Consider the following 17,428-nt stretch of genomic DNA (forward strand, 5'->3'; position numbering starts at 1 on the left):
TAAAAGATGCTTAAAATGCAGAGATGGTATCAGGAAAAGGGCGAAACCGTCTGATCAACAGAGCGTTGCATGCAAACGAACAGATGGAGGTGTGTGCTGTTTCAATGAATTTTCAGCAGCAGCGGCAGATGGTCGGAGTAGCCCCCGCGGTACTCCCTTTTTTCATAGGTAGGCCAGGGCTTATTGTCAGGGTAGAGAAGCATCCGGGAGAACGTAAAGCAACGGAATGGATCACCGGAAACAGAAAAACCCTCTTTATCAAGCATGCCTGCAGAGAGCAGAATGTGGTCAATACGCTCCCATTTTCGATGATAGTAGTAGCTTCCGACTCCCTGATAGCCACTCCAGCAGTTGTAGAGCAGTGTTCTGCTGTTTCGGCGCACTTGTGCTGCATCAAATGATGAACCAAGCCCCTCTGAAAGTGAGCGATTAGCGGGTTCATCGTTAAAATCGCCCATGGTGATGATATCGGCTGTCGGGCTGGCTGAGCGGAGGCTGTCAAGAATATGCCGGGTGACCTTTGCCGCAGCAAGACGTTTCGGTTCACTCCACCCGGTATCGAATGCTCTTGATGGCCAGTGATTCAAAATCAGGTGAAATGAGTTTCCGGAATCTGAAAATTCGGCAATAATGATCTTTCGCGTTGGTTTTTCATCAAGGGTGACACTGTAGGCTCGGGATGCTTTCAAGGTGACACCCTTCGGGTTATAGGCAAGACCGATATCGATACCTCTCGGGTCCGGAGAGTCGTAATAGACCGTTTTGTAGGTGATGCCCGGAATTCCTGAGAGTGTCTGTTGAAAAACCTGCCGGTTTTCAACTTCGGCAAATGCCACGATATCAGGAAATTTCCTGTAGTCCGGATGTGCATCAACAGCCATGAGGGTGTGGCGGATACGCATCTCCTTGAGCATGAGTTTTTTTGCCGTCCAGTTCCTGCTTCCCTGGGGGGTGAACTCGTCGTCATCGGTCACAGGGTCGTCAAGTGTATCAAAAAGGTTTTCAATGTTCCACCACAACAGCACGATCTCTTTTCTGCCTGATGGAGCACCGTCAGCCTGATATTGAAACCACGACAGGGCCAGATAAACAAGAAAAAAACAGCAGAGCAGTCGGCGCATAACCCCTTTCTGTGTAATTTTTTTTCTTTACCATAATCATTATGTAACTTAATCGGGAATTTTCAGATGTCAATATTTTATTATCCAATGATCCGGAAAGCCTTATGACCCAGAAGAGCGATGTCAAGGAACAGGCAAAAGATATCCTCGAGGAGACCCTTAACAGGGAAGCGGTTATTGTATTGACGAGAATTTCCGAAGAGATGCAGCTTTTGTTCCAGGCCCACCCGGACCCGGTAACAGAGGAGGTTGAAACGATCGTTACCGGATATTTTCTGGAAAACGGTAAATCAGAACAGTTCATCGAAGACTGGATCAAGACCTCCAAGGAGTACAGTGGTACAAGGGGACTCTCTCCCCAGGACCAGCCGAAAGCCATGCTTTCAGATCTTGGCGTATTCAGATTTATGAATTTTCTGAAAGAGAAGGGTCTCACTGACGATCAGATTACCATTGTTCTGACCGGTGCCGTGCAGCAGGCGGCTTCGGATCAGCAGGGCGAGTGATCGAGCTTATTTTTAAAGAGAGTAACGGCTGTTGCCGGCCGGAGTCAATCAATATTTAAAAGTGGAATGATGAACAAGACGACACAACTTTATGAAGGCAAGGCAAAAAAGGTCTTTTTAACGGATGACAGCGACCTGGTAATCCAGGAGTTCAAGGACGACGCTACCGCTTTCAACAACAAGAAAAAAGGGAGCATAGCCGACAAGGGTGTTGTCAATAATGCGATCTCCTGTAAACTGTTTACCCTGCTTGAAGAGAACGGCATTCGTACCCATCTTGTAGAAAAGCTCTCCGATCGTGAGATGCTCTGCCGCTATCTCGATATCATCAAGGTTGAGGTTGTGGTTCGCAACATCGCGGCAGGATCGCTGGTAAAACGGTATGGTTTTGCCGAAGGAACACTGCTTGAACAACCCATTGTGGAGCTCTATCTGAAAAATGATGATCTCGATGATCCTCTGATGAATGACGCCCATGCCGTCGCTCTCGGTGTTGCCACCTATGATGAGATTGCGGTACTGAAGAATCGTGCGGAAGCAATCAATCTGGTACTCAGACGCTTCTTCTCCGACAGAAAGCTCAAGCTCGTTGATTTCAAACTTGAGTTCGGCCGCAACAAGGGCACTATTCTGCTTGGTGACGAGATAAGCCCCGACACCTGCCGTCTCTGGGATCTTGAAACCAACGAAAAGCTCGACAAGGACCGCTTCCGTTTTGATCTTGGCGGCGTTGAGGATGCCTACAGCGAAGTGCAGAGACGTGTTCTTGATCTTGACTGAAACCAACAGATGTGAAGACCGGAAATAAAATATGCTTGAATCTGCAATCAGTTATCTGCAGCATGCTGACCCTTTTTCGGTCTATCTCTTTCTTTTTCTGATTGCTTTTCTCGAAAACGTAATCCCTCCGATACCCGGTGATGTGCCTGTTGCATTTATCGGGTACCTGATCTACAGCAGCAGCCTTACCTTTGCAGGTACTGTACTCTGGGCTTCGATGGGTTCAGTATCCGGATTTATGGTGGTTTTCCTTTTGAGTAAACATTTTGGTTTGAAGTTGTACTCCGGTGGAGATACTCCTGCACAGCACTGGTTCTCAAAACGTGTTCACCGTTTTTTTCCCCCTTCAGACATGGAGCTGCTCCGCCGGAAATTTGCAACCCATGGTTACCTTGCCGTTCTTCTGAACCGTTTTCTGTTTGGTTCCAGAGCGGTTATCTCGGTCATGGCCGGTCTGATGCATCTCAAAACACTCTTCGTACTGCTTGCAGCCGCTGTAAGTGCTCTGCTCTGGAATGTGCTGCTGCTCTATGGAGGATACTTTCTTGGAAGTAACTGGAAAAATATCGGTGGTTATGTTGCACTCTACAGCATTCCCGTCACCATCTTTTTTGTACTACTCCTCCTTTTTTCCGTCTGGAAGTTTATCAGGGAAAGAAAGCGGCAGCATGAATGAGTTTTTTTTATTATTTAACAGAACCCGTAACATTCAAATTTATAGTTCATTAATTCCCAAGAATTTTGTTGAATTACCATGGCAAAAGACTTAAAACTGTATCCAGCCGAAAAAAAAGGCGCGCTTCTCGAGCTTGATTCGATTGACGATCTCAAAGAGATGGCCCGACAGGTCCGTCGGGATATTGTCCGAATGCTCGCTATGGCCAATTCCGGCCATACCGGCGGTTCACTCGGCATGGCCGATATTTTTACGGCCCTCTACTTTCGCCTTCTCCTGCATAAACCGCATGAGTTCTGGGAGAAGCATGATCTTGATATGGTTTTTCTTTCAAATGGTCACATCGCACCGGTATGGTACAGTGTACTTGCCCGTGCAGGCTATTTCTCGCTGAGTGAGCTGAATTCACTTCGTCAGGTCAACTCCTACCTTCAGGGTCATCCAACGTCCGAATCGAAGCTCCCTGGCATCAGAATCGCATCCGGCTCTCTTGGCCAGGGGCTCTCTGCTGCAGTAGGCGCGGCACTCGGTCTTCGCATGGATGGCAAGAAGAGCGATGTCTTCTGTCTGATGGGTGACGGAGAGTGTCAGGAGGGACAGATCTGGGAGGCAGCCATGAGTGCTGCTCATTACGGACTTGGTAATCTGATTGGTATAGTTGACTACAACAATCTCCAGATTGACGGTGAAGTTACCGATGTTATGAGTGTTGAGCCGTTTGCCGACAAGTGGCGGGCGTTTGGCTGGGATGTTTATCACTGCAACGGTAACGATATCGAGGATTTTGTCACCACCATCGAGAAGCTCAGAGCAGGGGGTAAACGGAGCAGACCTTCCGTTGTTCTTGCAACGACGGTGATGGGAAAAGGTGTTCATTTCTTTGAGGGGACAATGCCGGATAATTCCAACTGGCACGGGAAACCTCCATCAAAGGATGATGCAGTCAAAGCACTTGCCATCCTTGGAGAGACTGTTTATGGCGACTTTTAGTTCTTAGTATTTCGTGCAGATACTTGCAGGAACATACAAAGGGAGGAAAATCAGGAGTTCATCAACAAATGCTATTCGTCCCTGCAGCAGCCGTGTCAAGAAATCTCTCTTCGACACGCTTGCTGCAAGGCTCGATTTTGACAGCATAACCGTACTTGATCTCTTTGCCGGATTCGGCTCCCTTGGTTTTGAAGCGGTGAGCCGGGGGGCAGCATCAGTATGCTTTGTTGATCAGCATGCCGATTCGCTCAAAGCCATTAAAGCAACGGCACTTCTGCTGGGAGTTGAAGAGCGGGTGAAGATAGTCAATGCGGATGTTTCTGCATTTCTTTCCCGGCCATCAAAACCGTTTGATCTGGTTTTTTGTGATCCACCTTACTCCTGGCCGGATTACGGGCAGTTGATTGACAAAATTGCCGGCGGCTCCCTTCTTGCTGATGAGGGAATCCTTCTTATTGAACACCGTGCGCATCTTGAGTTCAAGCACTCTCCATACTACTCTTTTCAAAAGGATTACGGCATGACAAGAGTTACATTTTTTCAGACCTGAACGGAGTGATGCGATGAAAACAAATGCTATTTATCCCGGAACATTTGATCCGTTCACAAACGGTCATCTTGATGTACTCGAACGTGCACTGAATATTTTTGAAGAGGTAATCGTTGTTATTGCCGAGAATACGCAGAAGCATTCACTCTTTACGATTGAAGAGCGGCAGGCAATGATCAATGAAGTTGTCGGTGATTATGCAGGCGTCAGGGTTGAAGTGCTCCGTCAGGGACTTCTTGCCGATTATGCACGACAGGTCGGAGCGAAGGCAATTATACGGGGTGTGCGGCAGGTAAAGGATTTTGAGTATGAGTTTCAGATGTCGCTCCTGAACCGCCATCTCTATCCTGAAGTGACAACGGTTTTTCTTATGCCGAATGTCAAGTATACCTACGTTGCCTCATCGATTATCAGGGAGGTTTCCATGCTGGGTGGTGATGTCAGTAAATTTGTTCATCCCTGTGTCATGGAGATGCTCAATCTAAAACGCGAAGAACGAAAAGAACAAAAATCATAACAAAACAGTCGATATGTCAACATCATCTCATCCTGAAGAAAAATATCTGACCCGCAGAGTTCTCAGCATGCAGGAGTCGCAGACCATGAGAATCAGCAATCTTGCCGGTAAAATGAAAGCAGAGGGGAAGGACGTCGTAAGTCTTTCAGCAGGTGAACCTGATTTTCCTACACCTGATCATGTCAATCAGGCAGGAATTGATGCAATCAAGTCCGGCTTTACCCGTTATACCGCCAACTCCGGTATTTCTGAGCTGAAAAAAGCCATTATCGAGAAGTTCCGCCGTGATAACGGGCTTGAGTTTCAGGAGAACCAGATTATTGTCAGCAACGGAGGAAAGCAGACCCTTGCAAACACCTTTCTCGCGCTCTGCGAAGAGGGTGATGAGGTGATTGTTCCGGCTCCTTTCTGGGTGAGTTTCCCTGAGATGGTTCGTCTTGCCGGAGGCTCGCCGGTGATTGTTCATACCTCGATTGAGAGTGAATACAAGATTACTCCTCTGCAGCTTGAAAAAGCGATTACACCGAAAACAAAGATTGTCGTGCTGAACTCACCCTCCAATCCAACGGGAGCGGTCTATAATGAAGCTGAAGTGCGGGCACTCATGCAGGTGCTTGAAGGCCGGGAGATTTTCGTCCTTTCAGACGAGATGTATGACATGATCGTCTATGGCGGTGTCCGCCCATTCTCTCCGGCAAGGATTCCCGCCATGAAGGATTGGGTCATTGTAAGTAACGGGGTTTCCAAAACCTACGCCATGACCGGCTGGAGAATCGGTTATCTTGCAGGGCCGAAATGGCTGATTGATGCCTGTGACAAGATTCAGTCGCAGACCACCTCAAACCCCAACGCGATTGCACAGAAAGCGGCTATGGCTGCACTTATTGGTGATCAGCGTATTGTTGAGGAACGACGTCTTGAATTTGAAAAACGGCGGGACTATATGTACGCAGCCCTCAACAGTATTCCGGGATTCAGGACGGCTCTTCCACAGGGTGCCTTTTATATTTTCCCGGATATCAGCGGTGTGCTTGGCCAGACCTTCAACGGTGTTGTGATGAAAGATTCGGCAGATGTTGCCGAATATCTGCTCAAGGAGCATCTGGTTGCAACGGTTCCCGGTGATGCCTTCGGTGCGCCCAACAATCTTCGTCTCTCCTATGCGGCCTCTATTGCCTCGCTTGAAGAAGCGGTCAATCGTATCCGGAGAGCTTTCAAATAGTCGGTATATGCTGAAAGTCCGTCGCAGCAGGCTCTATACCCTGTGGTTCGGGTGGTACTCCCGCCGCCAGTTCAGACGGTATTTTAATTCGGTCCGCGTCTTTATGCCGTCAGGAGTGCTGGATATGGATCCCGGCACTCCGGTTATTTTTTATGCCAATCATGCCTACTGGTGGGATGGCTTCTGGTCACAGCTCTGCACCGAGGAGTATTTCCATCAGAACCTTCATATCATTATCGAGTATCAGCAGTTACACCAGCATCGGTTTTTTACCCGTATTGGCGCTTTTTCTCTTGACCGTTCACGCCCGAGAACACTTCCGGCTACGCTTCGTTATGCGGCTGAGCTGCTTACTGCCGATTCTGACCGCCAGAATGCGCTCTGGATTTTTCCCCAGGGAAAGATTGAGCATGTAGACAAACGGCCACTCTTCTTTTTCAAGGGTACAGCTTCAATACTTTCAAAGGTAGTTGAAAAAACAGGCCGGATTTACCTGGTTTCTGTTGTCAGCAGGATTGATTATCTCGAAGAGCAGAAGCCGGAACTCTTTCTCTCTTTCATGGCGCCGCTTCTTGTTACGGCTGAAACCTATACGGGTCCGGATGAGCTTACCGTATCCATGCAGAGTATAACCGAGAGTCATCTCGACGAGCTTACGTCGAGAATTTCCGATCGCAATCTTGATGACGCAAAGATCCTGCTCAAAGGGGGCTCCTCAATAAATCGAAGGGTTGAAAAGATCAGGAGAGTGCTGCATCTGGATAGAGCATAGGCTGGTGCTTTTTTGTTTTATTCGCCGCATCTAAAGAGGTGCAGGGTTCCAAAAATAGTGTAAATTTGCATACCTTGGAGGCAGCATGAATCAAATGCATGGCAAGTGAAGCGCAGTGATTGATTGCCTTGCTGCCGGGATTAAAACCAAAGCACCTTATATAACGTCCACAAGACATTTAAGTTGTTATTGTAATATTGTTTAATGCGCAGTGGAACTCTTTCCTGCATCTCCAAACAATCTGTTATGAGTAATGTTATTTGCAGTTGTCTTTTGGGTGATAATGCCAGAGTACGTCTGAGACTTTCTCAATTGCTGCACAGTGAGGTAGAGTCCCTTTACGGTGATGCTCCGGAGGAGATTTATCCTGATATCTGTGAAGTTGAGCTCCAGGGCTGCCGACGTGAGTTTTTTTTAAATAATACCGGAAGTGCCTTCAGTGTGGGGCAGCAGGTTATAGTTGAATCTGATGGGGGTTATGATTTCGGAGTTGTCTATTCAACAGGTCAGATTGCCAGAAAGAAGCTCCGATTGAAAGGGCTGGATAAAAACGGCCAGGAGTTCTCGGCTGTTGTGCGCTCTGCCGATGAGTTTGACAGCCAGGCAATTCTGGATCTTAAAACAAGGCAGGCCGAGATCCGAGATATCTGTCTGAACAAGATCAAAAAACATGAACTTGACCTGAAGCTGGTCGATGTCGAGCTGCGAATGGATCAGCAGAAATTGTCGGTTTACTATACCTCTTCGCACCGGGTTGATTTCCGGACTCTTGTACGGGATCTTGCAGGCGAGTTCAAGGCGAGGATTCAGATGGTGCAGATTACAACCCGTGAGGAGGCCCGTAGGGCAAATGCCTTTGGTCCTTGCGGCTGCTTGTTGTGCTGCTCAAGCTGGCTGCAGAAAATACACGCAAATCCGTTCGCTGAAAAATCACAATATTCCGAAGCGTCCGGCAACGAGAGCCATGCGTTCAATATAACCGGGCTGTGTAACCGTCCTAAATGCTGTCTGGGTTATTCCAAACATGACAAAGGGTGTCAGCACCACTCATCAGCCCCGTCACAGCTGCCTGCAGTGGGCAGCAGGGTTTCAACTCCCGAAGGCGCCGCAGTTGTTGAGAGCATTGACCCGCAGAAAAAACTGGTATGGCTCCATTATGAAAAAAGTGATCAGAAGCGCAAATACCCGATTGAAAAATTCAATGCTCTGTTCATTAAAAAACAGGCGTAATGCAGCAGGCACCAGCGGGCTCCGGCCCGGCATCTGCCTGTAATTCAGCCGTTTAACAACGCTCCCATTCATAACGCTCTCTATCTGTCCAGCATGTCTCATTTCAAAAGAACTCTTGTCACAACGGCTCTTCCCTATGCCAATGGACCGGTTCATCTCGGTCATCTTGCGGGGGTTTATCTTCCTGCGGATATCTATGTCCGCTATAAACGGCTGAAGGGTGAGGATATTCTTCATATAGGCGGTTCTGATGAACATGGCGTACCGATAACCATTACGGCCGAAAGGGAAGGCATCTCCCCTCAGGATGTTGTTGACCGCTATCACCGCATGAACCTTGATGCATTCCGCAAGTGCGCTATCTCTTTTGACTATTATGGTAGAACATCATCAGCCACTCATCATGCAACCGCCCAGGAGTTTTTCACCGAGATAGAGCACAAAGGCATTTTCAACAAGAAGACGGAAAAGCTCTTTTTTGACAGGAAAGCCGATCGCTTCCTTTCCGACCGGTACGTTACCGGAACCTGTCCGATCTGTAATAATCCGGAAGCCAACGGTGATCAGTGTGAACAGTGCGGCACTCATTTGAGTCCCCTTGAACTGATCAATCCGAAGAGCAAGCTTTCAGATGAAACTCCCGAGCTTCGCGATACCATGCACTGGTTTTTCCCGCTCGGCAGGTTTCAGCCGCAGCTTGAAGCCTATGTGAACAGCCATGAGGATGAGTGGCGCTCAAATGTTGTCAATTACAGTCGCACCTGGCTGAAGCAGGGGCTCAATGACCGTGCCATAACCCGCGACCTGAACTGGGGAATAGCGGTTCCTCTTGACAGCGATGAAGCCCAGGGGAAGGTGCTCTATGTCTGGTTTGATGCCGTACTCGGCTATATCTCTTTTACCAGGGAGTGGGCACAGGAGCAGGGGAGCCCTGACCGCTGGAAAGAGTACTGGCAGGACCCTGAAAGCCGTCTTGTTCATTTTATCGGCAAGGATAACGTTGTCTTCCATACCCTGATGTTTCCGGCAATTCTGATGGCCTGGAATGAAGGGCGCCAGAGCGAATGCTACAATCTTGCTGACAATATTCCGGCTTCGGAATTCATGAATTTCGAGGGAAGAAAGTTCTCGAAATCAAGGAATTATGCGGTCTATCTCGGGGAGTTTCTTGAGAAGTTCCCGGCCGATACGCTCCGTTACAGCATTGCCATGAACTATCCTGAGAACAAGGATACCGATTTCAGCTGGCAGGACTTCCAGAACCGAACCAACGGTGAACTGGCCGATACCCTCGGTAACTTCATCAAACGATCCATTGACTTTACCAATGCCCGTTTTGATGGCGAGGTTCCGTATGCCTGCACCTTCGACGAGTGGAACACACTCGGTATAAACTGGCAGGAGCTTCTGAGCCAGATCGATCAGGCATTTGAACAGTTTCATTTCAGGGATGCTCTCTCTCTTGGAATGGAGATAGCAAGGGCGGCAAACCGCTTTCTCACAGAGGCGGAACCATGGAAAGTTATCAAGAGTGACCGGGAGGCTGCTGCCAAAACTATGGCCCTTTCACTCAATCTCTGTCATGCGCTTGCTGTTGCGCTCTACCCGGTTATCCCCGGGACCAGTAACCGTATCTATGCCATGCTCGGCTTTTCTGGTACCATTGACGACCTGTTGACCCATGGCCACTCCCTCAGTGAATCACTGCTCCGCCCCATGCTTGAAAAAGGACACCGGCTCCGTGGAGATTCTGAAATTCTCTTTACGAAAATTGAGGATTCCGATATTGCTCCTGAACTCCGGAAAATAGAGCTGCTGGTGGCCGAAGCAGAAAAACGCGAATCAGGCGCTCAGCAGCAGAAGATGGAGTTCAAACCGGTCATCTCATTTGATGATTTTCTCAAAGTTGATTTGCGGGTTGCCCGTGTTATCGCAGCCGAAAAAGTTAAAAAAGCAGGGAAGCTGCTGAAACTCCAGCTCCAGGTGGGCTCAGTGACAAAGCAGGTGCTTGCGGGTATAGCAAAAAATTACTCTCCCGAAGAGATGGTGGGTAAAAATGTTGTTCTTGTCGCCAATCTTGCTGATCGTACCATCCGTGATGAACACTCCGAAGGGATGATTCTGGCCGTTGAAGGCCCGGACGGAAAGCTTTTCGTTGTGGAACCTGCCGGAGAGGAAATAAATGGCCGGCAAATACAATAAATGTTTGCAACTGAAGTTAATTTGCGTACATTGTAAGCACAACATCGTGGGGTGGAGCAATTGGTAGCTCGTCGGGCTCATAACCCGAAGGTTGCAGGTTCAAGTCCTGTCCCCACCACCAGTAAAGAAAGCCGCCTGCAACATGGTGGCTTTTTTGTTTTCACCTCTTCGGAGTCCGGAGTGCCTCCTCAACCGCTTCAGGTTGATCATTGGGTATAGTCGGAAAATCCGGTTACCTTGGTGTTGATACCTGCTCATTTCCTCACAACTGCACGGGACTCTCCGTGACGAGCTATGTTGTTATGACTGAAGAGACTCTTCATCCTGCGGCTTGCAGCTATTGTGCACAAAAGGTTCTGCGGCTCATCTCGCTCTGTACGTTTGCGCTCCTCTTCCTTTTTTTGCCGCTTTCACTCCGTGCAGAGATCCTGCGCTGCGGCATTGACCGGCTTGAAGCATCAGCATTCAAGGAGCTTTCAGGTATGAGGGTTGCTCTTATTACCAACGTGGCAGGTGTGAACCGCAACGGGGAGGCTGACTACCTTCTCATGCTCCGCAGTGGCGTCAACCTGAAGTTTCTTATGGCCCCTGAGCACGGTTTTTCAGCCGATATCGAAGCAGGCCGGATGATAGCAAATACCGTTGTAGCCAATGCACTTCCGGTCTATTCGCTTTACGGTGCCACAAAAAAACCTGATCCGTCACAGTTGAAGGAGTTGGATATTCTTGTTTTTGATCTTCAGGATGTCGGCTCGCGCTGTTATACCTATATCTCAACCATGAAGAGTGCCATGGAGGCGTGTGAGGAGGCCGGTATAGCGTTCATGGTACTTGATCGCCCCAATCCGGTTATCCCTCTTCATCAGGAGGGATTTATGGTGGAAAAAGGGTATGACTCCTTTGTCGGTGCCGTCAATATTCCCTTTATTCACGCCATGACGGTCGGAGAGATTGCCCTTTTGCTGAAGGAGCAGCGGTTTAAAAAACTTGACCTGCGGGTGATCACGATGCAGGGGTATAGCCGGGATCGGTTTGGTGATGAGTATCAGGGATTCAGATTTGTAACGCCTTCACCAAATATCCGAAACGTCAACACGGCACTGCTCTATCCTGCAACAGTCTTTCTTGAAGCAACAACAATAAGCGAGGGACGCGGAACCGATGCGCCTTTTTTGCAGTTCGGAGCCCCCTTTATCAACAGCAGTGAGCTGGCTCTGGCTCTCAATGCATACCGGTTGGCCGGGGTTACTGTTCATCCTGTCACGTTCACTCCCCGCTCAAACAAGTATCAGGGAGAGCTTTGCCATGGATTGAAACTCTCCCTTACCGACAGGAAACGCTTTCGTCCATTCAGAACCGCCGCCGCTCTTCTGCTTGAGCTTGAGCGTCTCTATCCCGGAAGGGTTGTCAAGGAGGGCAGATTTTTTGACCTGCTTGCCGGTACGCCCCGTTTCAGGGAGATGATCACAAGGCAGATGCCGCTTGAAAAAATCATGGAAGAGAGCTCTCGGCAGATCGAACAGTTCAACCGGACCACCCCCGCACCATCATATCTTTATCGCTGATCTATCTCGGAATGGCTGTCCGTCCCTGCAGTCCCTGTTTGGAGAGCAGTACCTGCCAGAGCTGAATGGAACGGGCCCGGAAGGCTCCGGCAAAACTCAGAAGGTAGTAGCGCCACATGCGGTGAAACCGTTCACTGTATCCTGATTGCAGTTCAGGCCATGACTGTTCAAACTTTTCATACCAGGCCTTGAGCGTCAGCGCGTAATCATGGGTAAAAACATGCCAGTCTTCGAGCATGAAAAGCCCTTCATAGCTTTCCGAGATCTGGCTTGCAGAAGGGAGCATGGAGTTCGGAAAAATATACTTGCAGCTCCATGGATCACCATTGGTGCATGGCTGATTGCTGCCGATGGTGTGCAGCAGGGTCAAACCGTCCCGTTTCAGGCACCGGTTGACGATTTCGAAATAGTGGCGATAGTTTTTATACCCCACATGCTCAAACATGCCGATAGAGTATACCCGGTCAAAAGAACCATGAAGATCACGATAGTCCATCAGCTCTATGTTGACCGGCATTCCGGCACATTGTTCCCTGGCGATTTTAGCCTGTTCGCTTGAAACAGTCAGCGCCGTTACGGATACATCGTAGTGCTCTGCAGCATAGCGGGCAGCACCACCCCAACCGCACCCGATATCAAGCAGTTTCATACCGGGCTGAAGTTGCAGTTTGTCGAACACCAGACGGAGTTTGTTTTTTTGAGCCTCGTCAAGGCTGGTGGTCTCTTTCCAGTAACCGCAACTGTAAATCATCCGATTATCGAGCATGGCCTTAAACAGGTCGTTACCGGTATTGTAATGGGTCTCACCCACAGCAAATGCCCGGGAAGGACACTGGAGGTTGAGGATTTTACCGATATATTTATTGATCTTGTCAGCCACGGTAACCACTTTTTCATCCACTCTCGAAGAGAGCAGCCTGAAAAAAAACGCTTCGAGGTCATCGCACTCCCACTGACCATCCATATAGGACTCGCCAAGCCCCAGGCTTCCTTCGGTGATGACCCGACGGTAGACACTCGCGTTATGTATCTGAACATCCCAGGGCCGATTACCCCCGATGAGGATATCGGCAGAGCCGAACAGCCGTTCAAGCTCTCTTTTGAAGAAGGTGTCAACCATACTCTTCGACAGTTTAGCATCATCCGGAAGCTATCTCGGAACCCGGAACTCCTCTTCAATTCCGTTCTTTGAATAGAGCAGTTGCCACAACTGTACATGGCGTGCCCTGAAGGAGCCTGCGGCACTGAGCAGATAGTAGCGCCACATGCGATGGAAACGCTCATCATACCCAAGTGAAAGCGCTGCCCAGTTATCTTCAATATTCGAGTGCCAGGCCTTGAGGGTGCGATAGTAGTCATGGCCGAAAGAGTGCCAATCTTCAACTATAAGCGCTCCTTCGGCTGCAGCGGTCAAATGGCTGGCTGAAGGGAGCATGGAGTTGGGGAAAATGTATTTACTGGTCCATGGATCGGTATTTGTTCCTGAACGGTTGCTTCCGATGGTGTGCAGGAGAAAGAGTCCGTCATGAGCAAGATGGTTGCGGACAATCTGAAAGTAGTTGCGGTAATTCTTGTGACCGACATGCTCAAACATGCCGATGGAGTAGATCCGGTCATAGCTTCCGCTGATATCCCGGTAATCAGAGAGCTTTATCTCAACAGGGACTCCCCGGCAGAGCTCCCTTGCCAGTTTAGCCTGCTCGCTTGAAATGGTAATGCCGGTTACCGTAACTCCATAGTTTTCCGCAGCAAAGCGTGCAGCCCCTCCCCATCCACACCCTATATCAAGCACCTTCATTCCGGGTTTCAGCATCAGTTTTTCGCAAACCAGATGCAGCTTCTTCTCCTGCGCATCGTCAAGAGTCAAGGCCTCTTTCCAATATGCGCAACTGTAGATCATCTGCCGGTCGAGCATCATCGAATAAAGGTCGTTACCGATATTGTAATGGGTTTCGCCGACAGTATATGCTCTTGCTGGATTCTGAAGGTTGATGACTTTGCCAAGCACTCCATTGAGCAGACGGGGAAGGCCGGAAAGCTGTTTTTCAACTCCGGCCCTGAGGATGCGGTAAAAAAACTCATCAAGAGCGGGAGAGTCCCACCAGCCATCCATATAGGACTCACCGGCTCCAAGATGTGCTTCCGAGAGGACACGCCGATAAAAGCGGTCGTCATGAACCGTAATATCCCATGGGGCACTGCCGTTGACGGTAATGCCTGCCGAAGAAAGAAGATCTGAAAGACGGTGTTTGAAAAAATTACTGCCCATGGTGCCAACCTCTCCTTTTAGTGTGAAGTGTGGTAGTCGCTCTCTGGGCTACTGTGTAATATAGCGGTATTTCTCAGGATTTTTTAGGGCGGCCTCTCTTTTTTATTCCTGAATCCTTAACAGCGGGAGGATCCGAAAGCTCAGCCTGACCCGTTATCTCGTCAGGATCGACAAGCGTATCATCGAGAGTATCATCATGCAGGTCATGCTCAGCAATAAGATCAAGCTCTTCACACAGTTCATCGACTGCTTCGTAGGCAGGAGTTGCAGCTTTACCCCTTGGGCCACGCTTGCCCTTCATCGCAGGTTCAATAAGGGTCATTACCTCATTGATTGATGAAAAGATATAGAGCTGTTTATCGAGATTTGTCAGCTTGAGGAGGTCTTTGATCTGCTGACACAGAGAGACGAAAATAGCCAGACCGTGTGATTGATTGGCCAGTTGATGGGCAAGCAGCATTGAGCTTATGCCGCATGAATCAATAGCTTTCACAAGAGAGAAATCAATGATAAGATTTTTGCTGTTCTCATGAATAACAAGGCTGTCAATGATCTCTTTGAATGCACTGCCATGACGAAAATCGAATACATCTTCCTCAATTTTCAGGATAGTTAACTCTTTGCGGGTTGAAATTGAGTGTTTCATAACGATACTACCGGTTGGCCTTACTTGTAAACCGCTGGAAGTGGCGATTTACAAAGTCAAAAAGGCATGCGTTGTCTCTGTGATAAACCCGCCGAACAGGGGTTGGTGATAATAACCGGCATACTATTTCTGGTTATAGTGTTCCTGACAGCCGGTTGGCAAGAACCTCAAGCTCATCATTACTCTCTGGAGCAGTTATCCAGTTAACGTTAAGCCTATTTTTAAAAAAAGTCAACTGCCGTTTTGCATAATTACGACTGTGCTGCTTTATGAGCGTGATTGCGGCAGGCAATGCAATCTTCCCCTGAAAGTATTGAAAAAGTTCCTGATATCCCACCGATTGCAGTGCAGATGTTTTGCCGCACTCAAGCAATTCGTGATACCTATGATAGAGCATTTCAGCCTCATTGCAAAGGCCTGCTTCAATCATCTCATCAGTCCGGCGGTTTATTCGCTCATAGAGCCGTTCCCGTGGCATGGAAAGGGCGACGGAAGTATAGCTGATTGAGGGTTGACGCTTGTTGTTCTCCGCCTGTAATGCTGTAACAGGCCTGCCTGTGATTTCAATTATCTCCAGGCTGCGGATGAGCCTCTGGCTCTTGGTTGCATCAAGAGTTGCGGCCTGTTCGGGGTCAAGCTGTCGCAACCGCTCAAAAAGAGCCTCTTTGCCCTCTCTCTGCATTTCCTCCATAAGTCTTTGCCTGATTACAGGATCAGCAGCAGGGAGGTCTGCAAACCCTTCAAGCAACCCTTCCAGATAGAGCGTCGAACCACCGGCAACAATCGCCTCTTTACCTCGCTTGTGAATATCCTGTATACGCTGAACAGCTTCAGCGGCAAAATCACCGGCAGTGAAGGGCTCTCCAATACTCTTTTCGTCAATAAAATGATGTTTTACCTCCCGAAGTACATCCCGGGAAGGCTTTGCTGATCCTATATCGAGTTCACGATAGATCTGGCGTGAATCAGCCGAGATGATCTCTGCACCGATTTTCCTTGCCACAGAAAGGGCCAGCGCGGATTTACCGGAAGCCGTTGGTCCGAGAATAACAATGACAGATTGTTCTGTGGCTTCTGAAGGCATGATTGACGGATACAAAAGATCAGTAATGTCAGTGTGATGAGGAAAAATAGAAGATAATCCGAATATGCGAAACCTGCTCAAACCAAGAGGAGGGGACGTTCATGATTTTCTGTATTTCCTCTCTTCTTTTTTGGGAAGAGACGTGTAAATAAAGTATAATAATCCTGATAAAAGTAACTTAATTTCGCATTATGCCACGAGGAGCAAGACTTGATGCGCCAGGCACCCTGCATCATGTAATGGTAAGGGGAATTGAGAGAAAACGGATTGTGATTGATGATGATGATCGTCATGAATTTGTGACACGCATAGGCCTGCATGCCATTGCCACAGGCACAAAAATATATGCATGGTCGTTGCTGAACAACCATGCTCATATTTTATTGAAAAGCAGTGAATCGGGGTTATCATTTTTTATGAGGAAGCTTCTGACCGGTTATGCAATATGGTTTAACCGTCGTCATAAGAGGCACGGATATTTATTTCAGAACCGTTATAAATCTATAATCTGTGAGGAAGAGGTCTACTTTCTCAAACTGGTCAGCTATATCCATCTTAACCCGTTCAGAGCCGGTTTGGTTAACTCTATCGATGAAATGAACAGCTATCCCTGGAGTGGTCATGCAGTTGTTATGAATCGAATAAAAAATATATGGCAGGATCGTGATACGGTGCTGCGATATTTCAGCCTGAAAGAAAGTTTGGCTCTACAAGCTTATCAGGAATATATCATGGAACAAAGTAGCTTGGGCAAGCAACCTCATCTGACGGGAGGCGGTCTGGTTCGCTCTGTTGGCGGATGGTCGGAAGTGCTTTCGCTGAAACAACGGGGAGAAAAACAGTTCAGCGATGAGCGGATCCTTGGACGCGGGCCGTTTGTAAAGGAGATACTTGATGAGGCGGAAGAGAATATTAAAGCTCGGGTGCCGGTCTCATCAAGCAATGATGATGCAATGGAATTATTGCAGAACAGATGTGATGCGGCTGGTATTTTATTACAAGTTTTACAGGCGGGGAGCAAACAGCGAAAGATTACACAAGTGAGAAAAGAGCTTGCTGTTCTGTTAGTAAAGGAAATGGGGATGTCCTATGCCGATGCTGCAAAACTGCTGGGAATTTCAGCATCGGCAGTGAATCAGATATTCAGGCGTCCGGGTAATAAAGTACAGTAAATCATGAACGTCCCCTCGCATTTTTCTGATTTATTTTCACACCGGCTTCGGCTCTGGCGCGTATCTCTGAAAAATTATCAGAATCAGGTTTGTATTGATTCATGAACGGCCTGCGGTATGAAGATT

At 48.4% G+C, this 17,428-nt stretch carries 17 protein-coding genes and 1 tRNA gene; 13 read left to right on the plus strand and 5 right to left on the minus strand.

Annotated elements, in window-relative coordinates; genetic code table 11:
- Positions 1-101: 101 nt before the first annotated feature.
- Positions 102-1,121 carry an endonuclease/exonuclease/phosphatase family protein gene (locus G9409_RS06915; protein WP_166808077.1) on the minus strand — a complete coding sequence of 340 codons (1,020 nt, stop codon included), beginning with the start codon at positions 1,119-1,121 and terminating at the stop codon, positions 102-104.
- A gap of 104 nt (positions 1,122-1,225) precedes the next feature.
- Between G9409_RS06915 and G9409_RS06920 the strand changes: the two genes are divergently transcribed.
- The 12 genes from G9409_RS06920 to G9409_RS06975 all read left to right on the plus strand — a co-directional run bounded on the left by G9409_RS06920 (position 1,226) and on the right by G9409_RS06975 (position 12,131).
- A complete protein-coding gene (locus G9409_RS06920) occupies positions 1,226-1,627 on the plus strand; it encodes a RidA family protein (protein WP_166808078.1) in 402 nt (133 codons plus the stop codon).
- A 69-nt stretch (positions 1,628-1,696) separates the two neighbouring features.
- A complete protein-coding gene (gene purC / locus G9409_RS06925) occupies positions 1,697-2,407 on the plus strand; it encodes a phosphoribosylaminoimidazolesuccinocarboxamide synthase (protein WP_166808265.1) in 711 nt (236 codons plus the stop codon).
- Between the two features lie 31 nt (positions 2,408-2,438).
- On the plus strand, positions 2,439-3,083 hold the full coding sequence (locus tag G9409_RS06930; protein ID WP_166808079.1) for a DedA family protein: 645 nt from the start codon (positions 2,439-2,441) through the stop codon (positions 3,081-3,083).
- Positions 3,084-3,161: 78 nt separating this feature from the next.
- Positions 3,162-4,073, plus strand: coding sequence for a transketolase (locus G9409_RS06935; RefSeq protein WP_166808080.1), 912 nt, complete (start codon positions 3,162-3,164; stop codon positions 4,071-4,073).
- Between the two features lie 13 nt (positions 4,074-4,086).
- Positions 4,087-4,623, plus strand: coding sequence for a 16S rRNA (guanine(966)-N(2))-methyltransferase RsmD (rsmD, locus tag G9409_RS06940; protein WP_166808081.1), 537 nt, complete (start codon positions 4,087-4,089; stop codon positions 4,621-4,623).
- Between the two features lie 13 nt (positions 4,624-4,636).
- Entirely contained in the window at positions 4,637-5,140 is a 504-nt protein-coding gene (gene coaD, locus G9409_RS06945; RefSeq protein WP_166808082.1) for a pantetheine-phosphate adenylyltransferase, read from the plus strand.
- Between the two features lie 13 nt (positions 5,141-5,153).
- A complete protein-coding gene (locus G9409_RS06950; RefSeq protein ID WP_166808083.1) occupies positions 5,154-6,362 on the plus strand; it encodes a pyridoxal phosphate-dependent aminotransferase in 1,209 nt (402 codons plus the stop codon).
- Between the two features lie 7 nt (positions 6,363-6,369).
- Positions 6,370-7,134, plus strand: a complete 765-nt coding sequence (locus G9409_RS06955) for a lysophospholipid acyltransferase family protein (RefSeq protein ID WP_166808084.1) — start codon at positions 6,370-6,372, stop codon at positions 7,132-7,134.
- A gap of 246 nt (positions 7,135-7,380) precedes the next feature.
- The gene (locus G9409_RS06960) at positions 7,381-8,364 is read left to right on the plus strand and encodes a PSP1 domain-containing protein (protein WP_166808085.1); all 984 of its coding nucleotides are present in this window, start codon (positions 7,381-7,383) and stop codon (positions 8,362-8,364) included.
- A gap of 93 nt (positions 8,365-8,457) precedes the next feature.
- Positions 8,458-10,566 carry a methionine--tRNA ligase gene (metG, locus tag G9409_RS06965; RefSeq protein WP_166808086.1) on the plus strand — a complete coding sequence of 703 codons (2,109 nt, stop codon included), beginning with the start codon at positions 8,458-8,460 and terminating at the stop codon, positions 10,564-10,566.
- 45 nt (positions 10,567-10,611) lie between these two features.
- Positions 10,612-10,687, plus strand: a tRNA-Met gene (locus G9409_RS06970).
- Between the two features lie 181 nt (positions 10,688-10,868).
- A complete protein-coding gene (locus tag G9409_RS06975) occupies positions 10,869-12,131 on the plus strand; it encodes an exo-beta-N-acetylmuramidase NamZ family protein (protein WP_166808266.1) in 1,263 nt (420 codons plus the stop codon).
- Position 12,132: 1 nt separating this feature from the next.
- Here the strand turns inward: G9409_RS06975 and cfa (G9409_RS06980) are convergent, their stop codons facing one another.
- The 4 genes from cfa (G9409_RS06980) to miaA all read right to left on the minus strand — a co-directional run bounded on the left by cfa (G9409_RS06980) (position 12,133) and on the right by miaA (position 16,130).
- On the minus strand, positions 12,133-13,251 hold the full coding sequence (cfa, locus tag G9409_RS06980; protein ID WP_166808087.1) for a cyclopropane fatty acyl phospholipid synthase: 1,119 nt from the start codon (positions 13,249-13,251) through the stop codon (positions 12,133-12,135).
- A 30-nt stretch (positions 13,252-13,281) separates the two neighbouring features.
- Positions 13,282-14,400: a cyclopropane fatty acyl phospholipid synthase gene (gene cfa, locus G9409_RS06985; RefSeq protein WP_166808088.1), complete on the minus strand. Its 1,119-nt coding sequence runs from the start codon at positions 14,398-14,400 to the stop codon at positions 13,282-13,284.
- Positions 14,401-14,473: 73 nt separating this feature from the next.
- Complete coding sequence (locus G9409_RS06990) at positions 14,474-15,046, minus strand: STAS domain-containing protein (protein ID WP_166808089.1); 573 nt, start codon at positions 15,044-15,046, stop codon at positions 14,474-14,476.
- A 133-nt stretch (positions 15,047-15,179) separates the two neighbouring features.
- On the minus strand, positions 15,180-16,130 hold the full coding sequence (miaA, locus tag G9409_RS06995) for a tRNA (adenosine(37)-N6)-dimethylallyltransferase MiaA (RefSeq protein ID WP_166808090.1): 951 nt from the start codon (positions 16,128-16,130) through the stop codon (positions 15,180-15,182).
- 191 nt (positions 16,131-16,321) lie between these two features.
- Between miaA and G9409_RS07000 the strand changes: the two genes are divergently transcribed.
- Positions 16,322-17,302, plus strand: a complete 981-nt coding sequence (locus tag G9409_RS07000; protein WP_166808091.1) for a transposase — start codon at positions 16,322-16,324, stop codon at positions 17,300-17,302.
- Positions 17,303-17,428: the final 126 nt, after the last annotated feature.

Source organism: Candidatus Chlorobium masyuteum (genome assembly GCF_011601315.1).
Taxonomy (GTDB): domain Bacteria; phylum Bacteroidota; class Chlorobiia; order Chlorobiales; family Chlorobiaceae; genus Chlorobium; species Chlorobium masyuteum.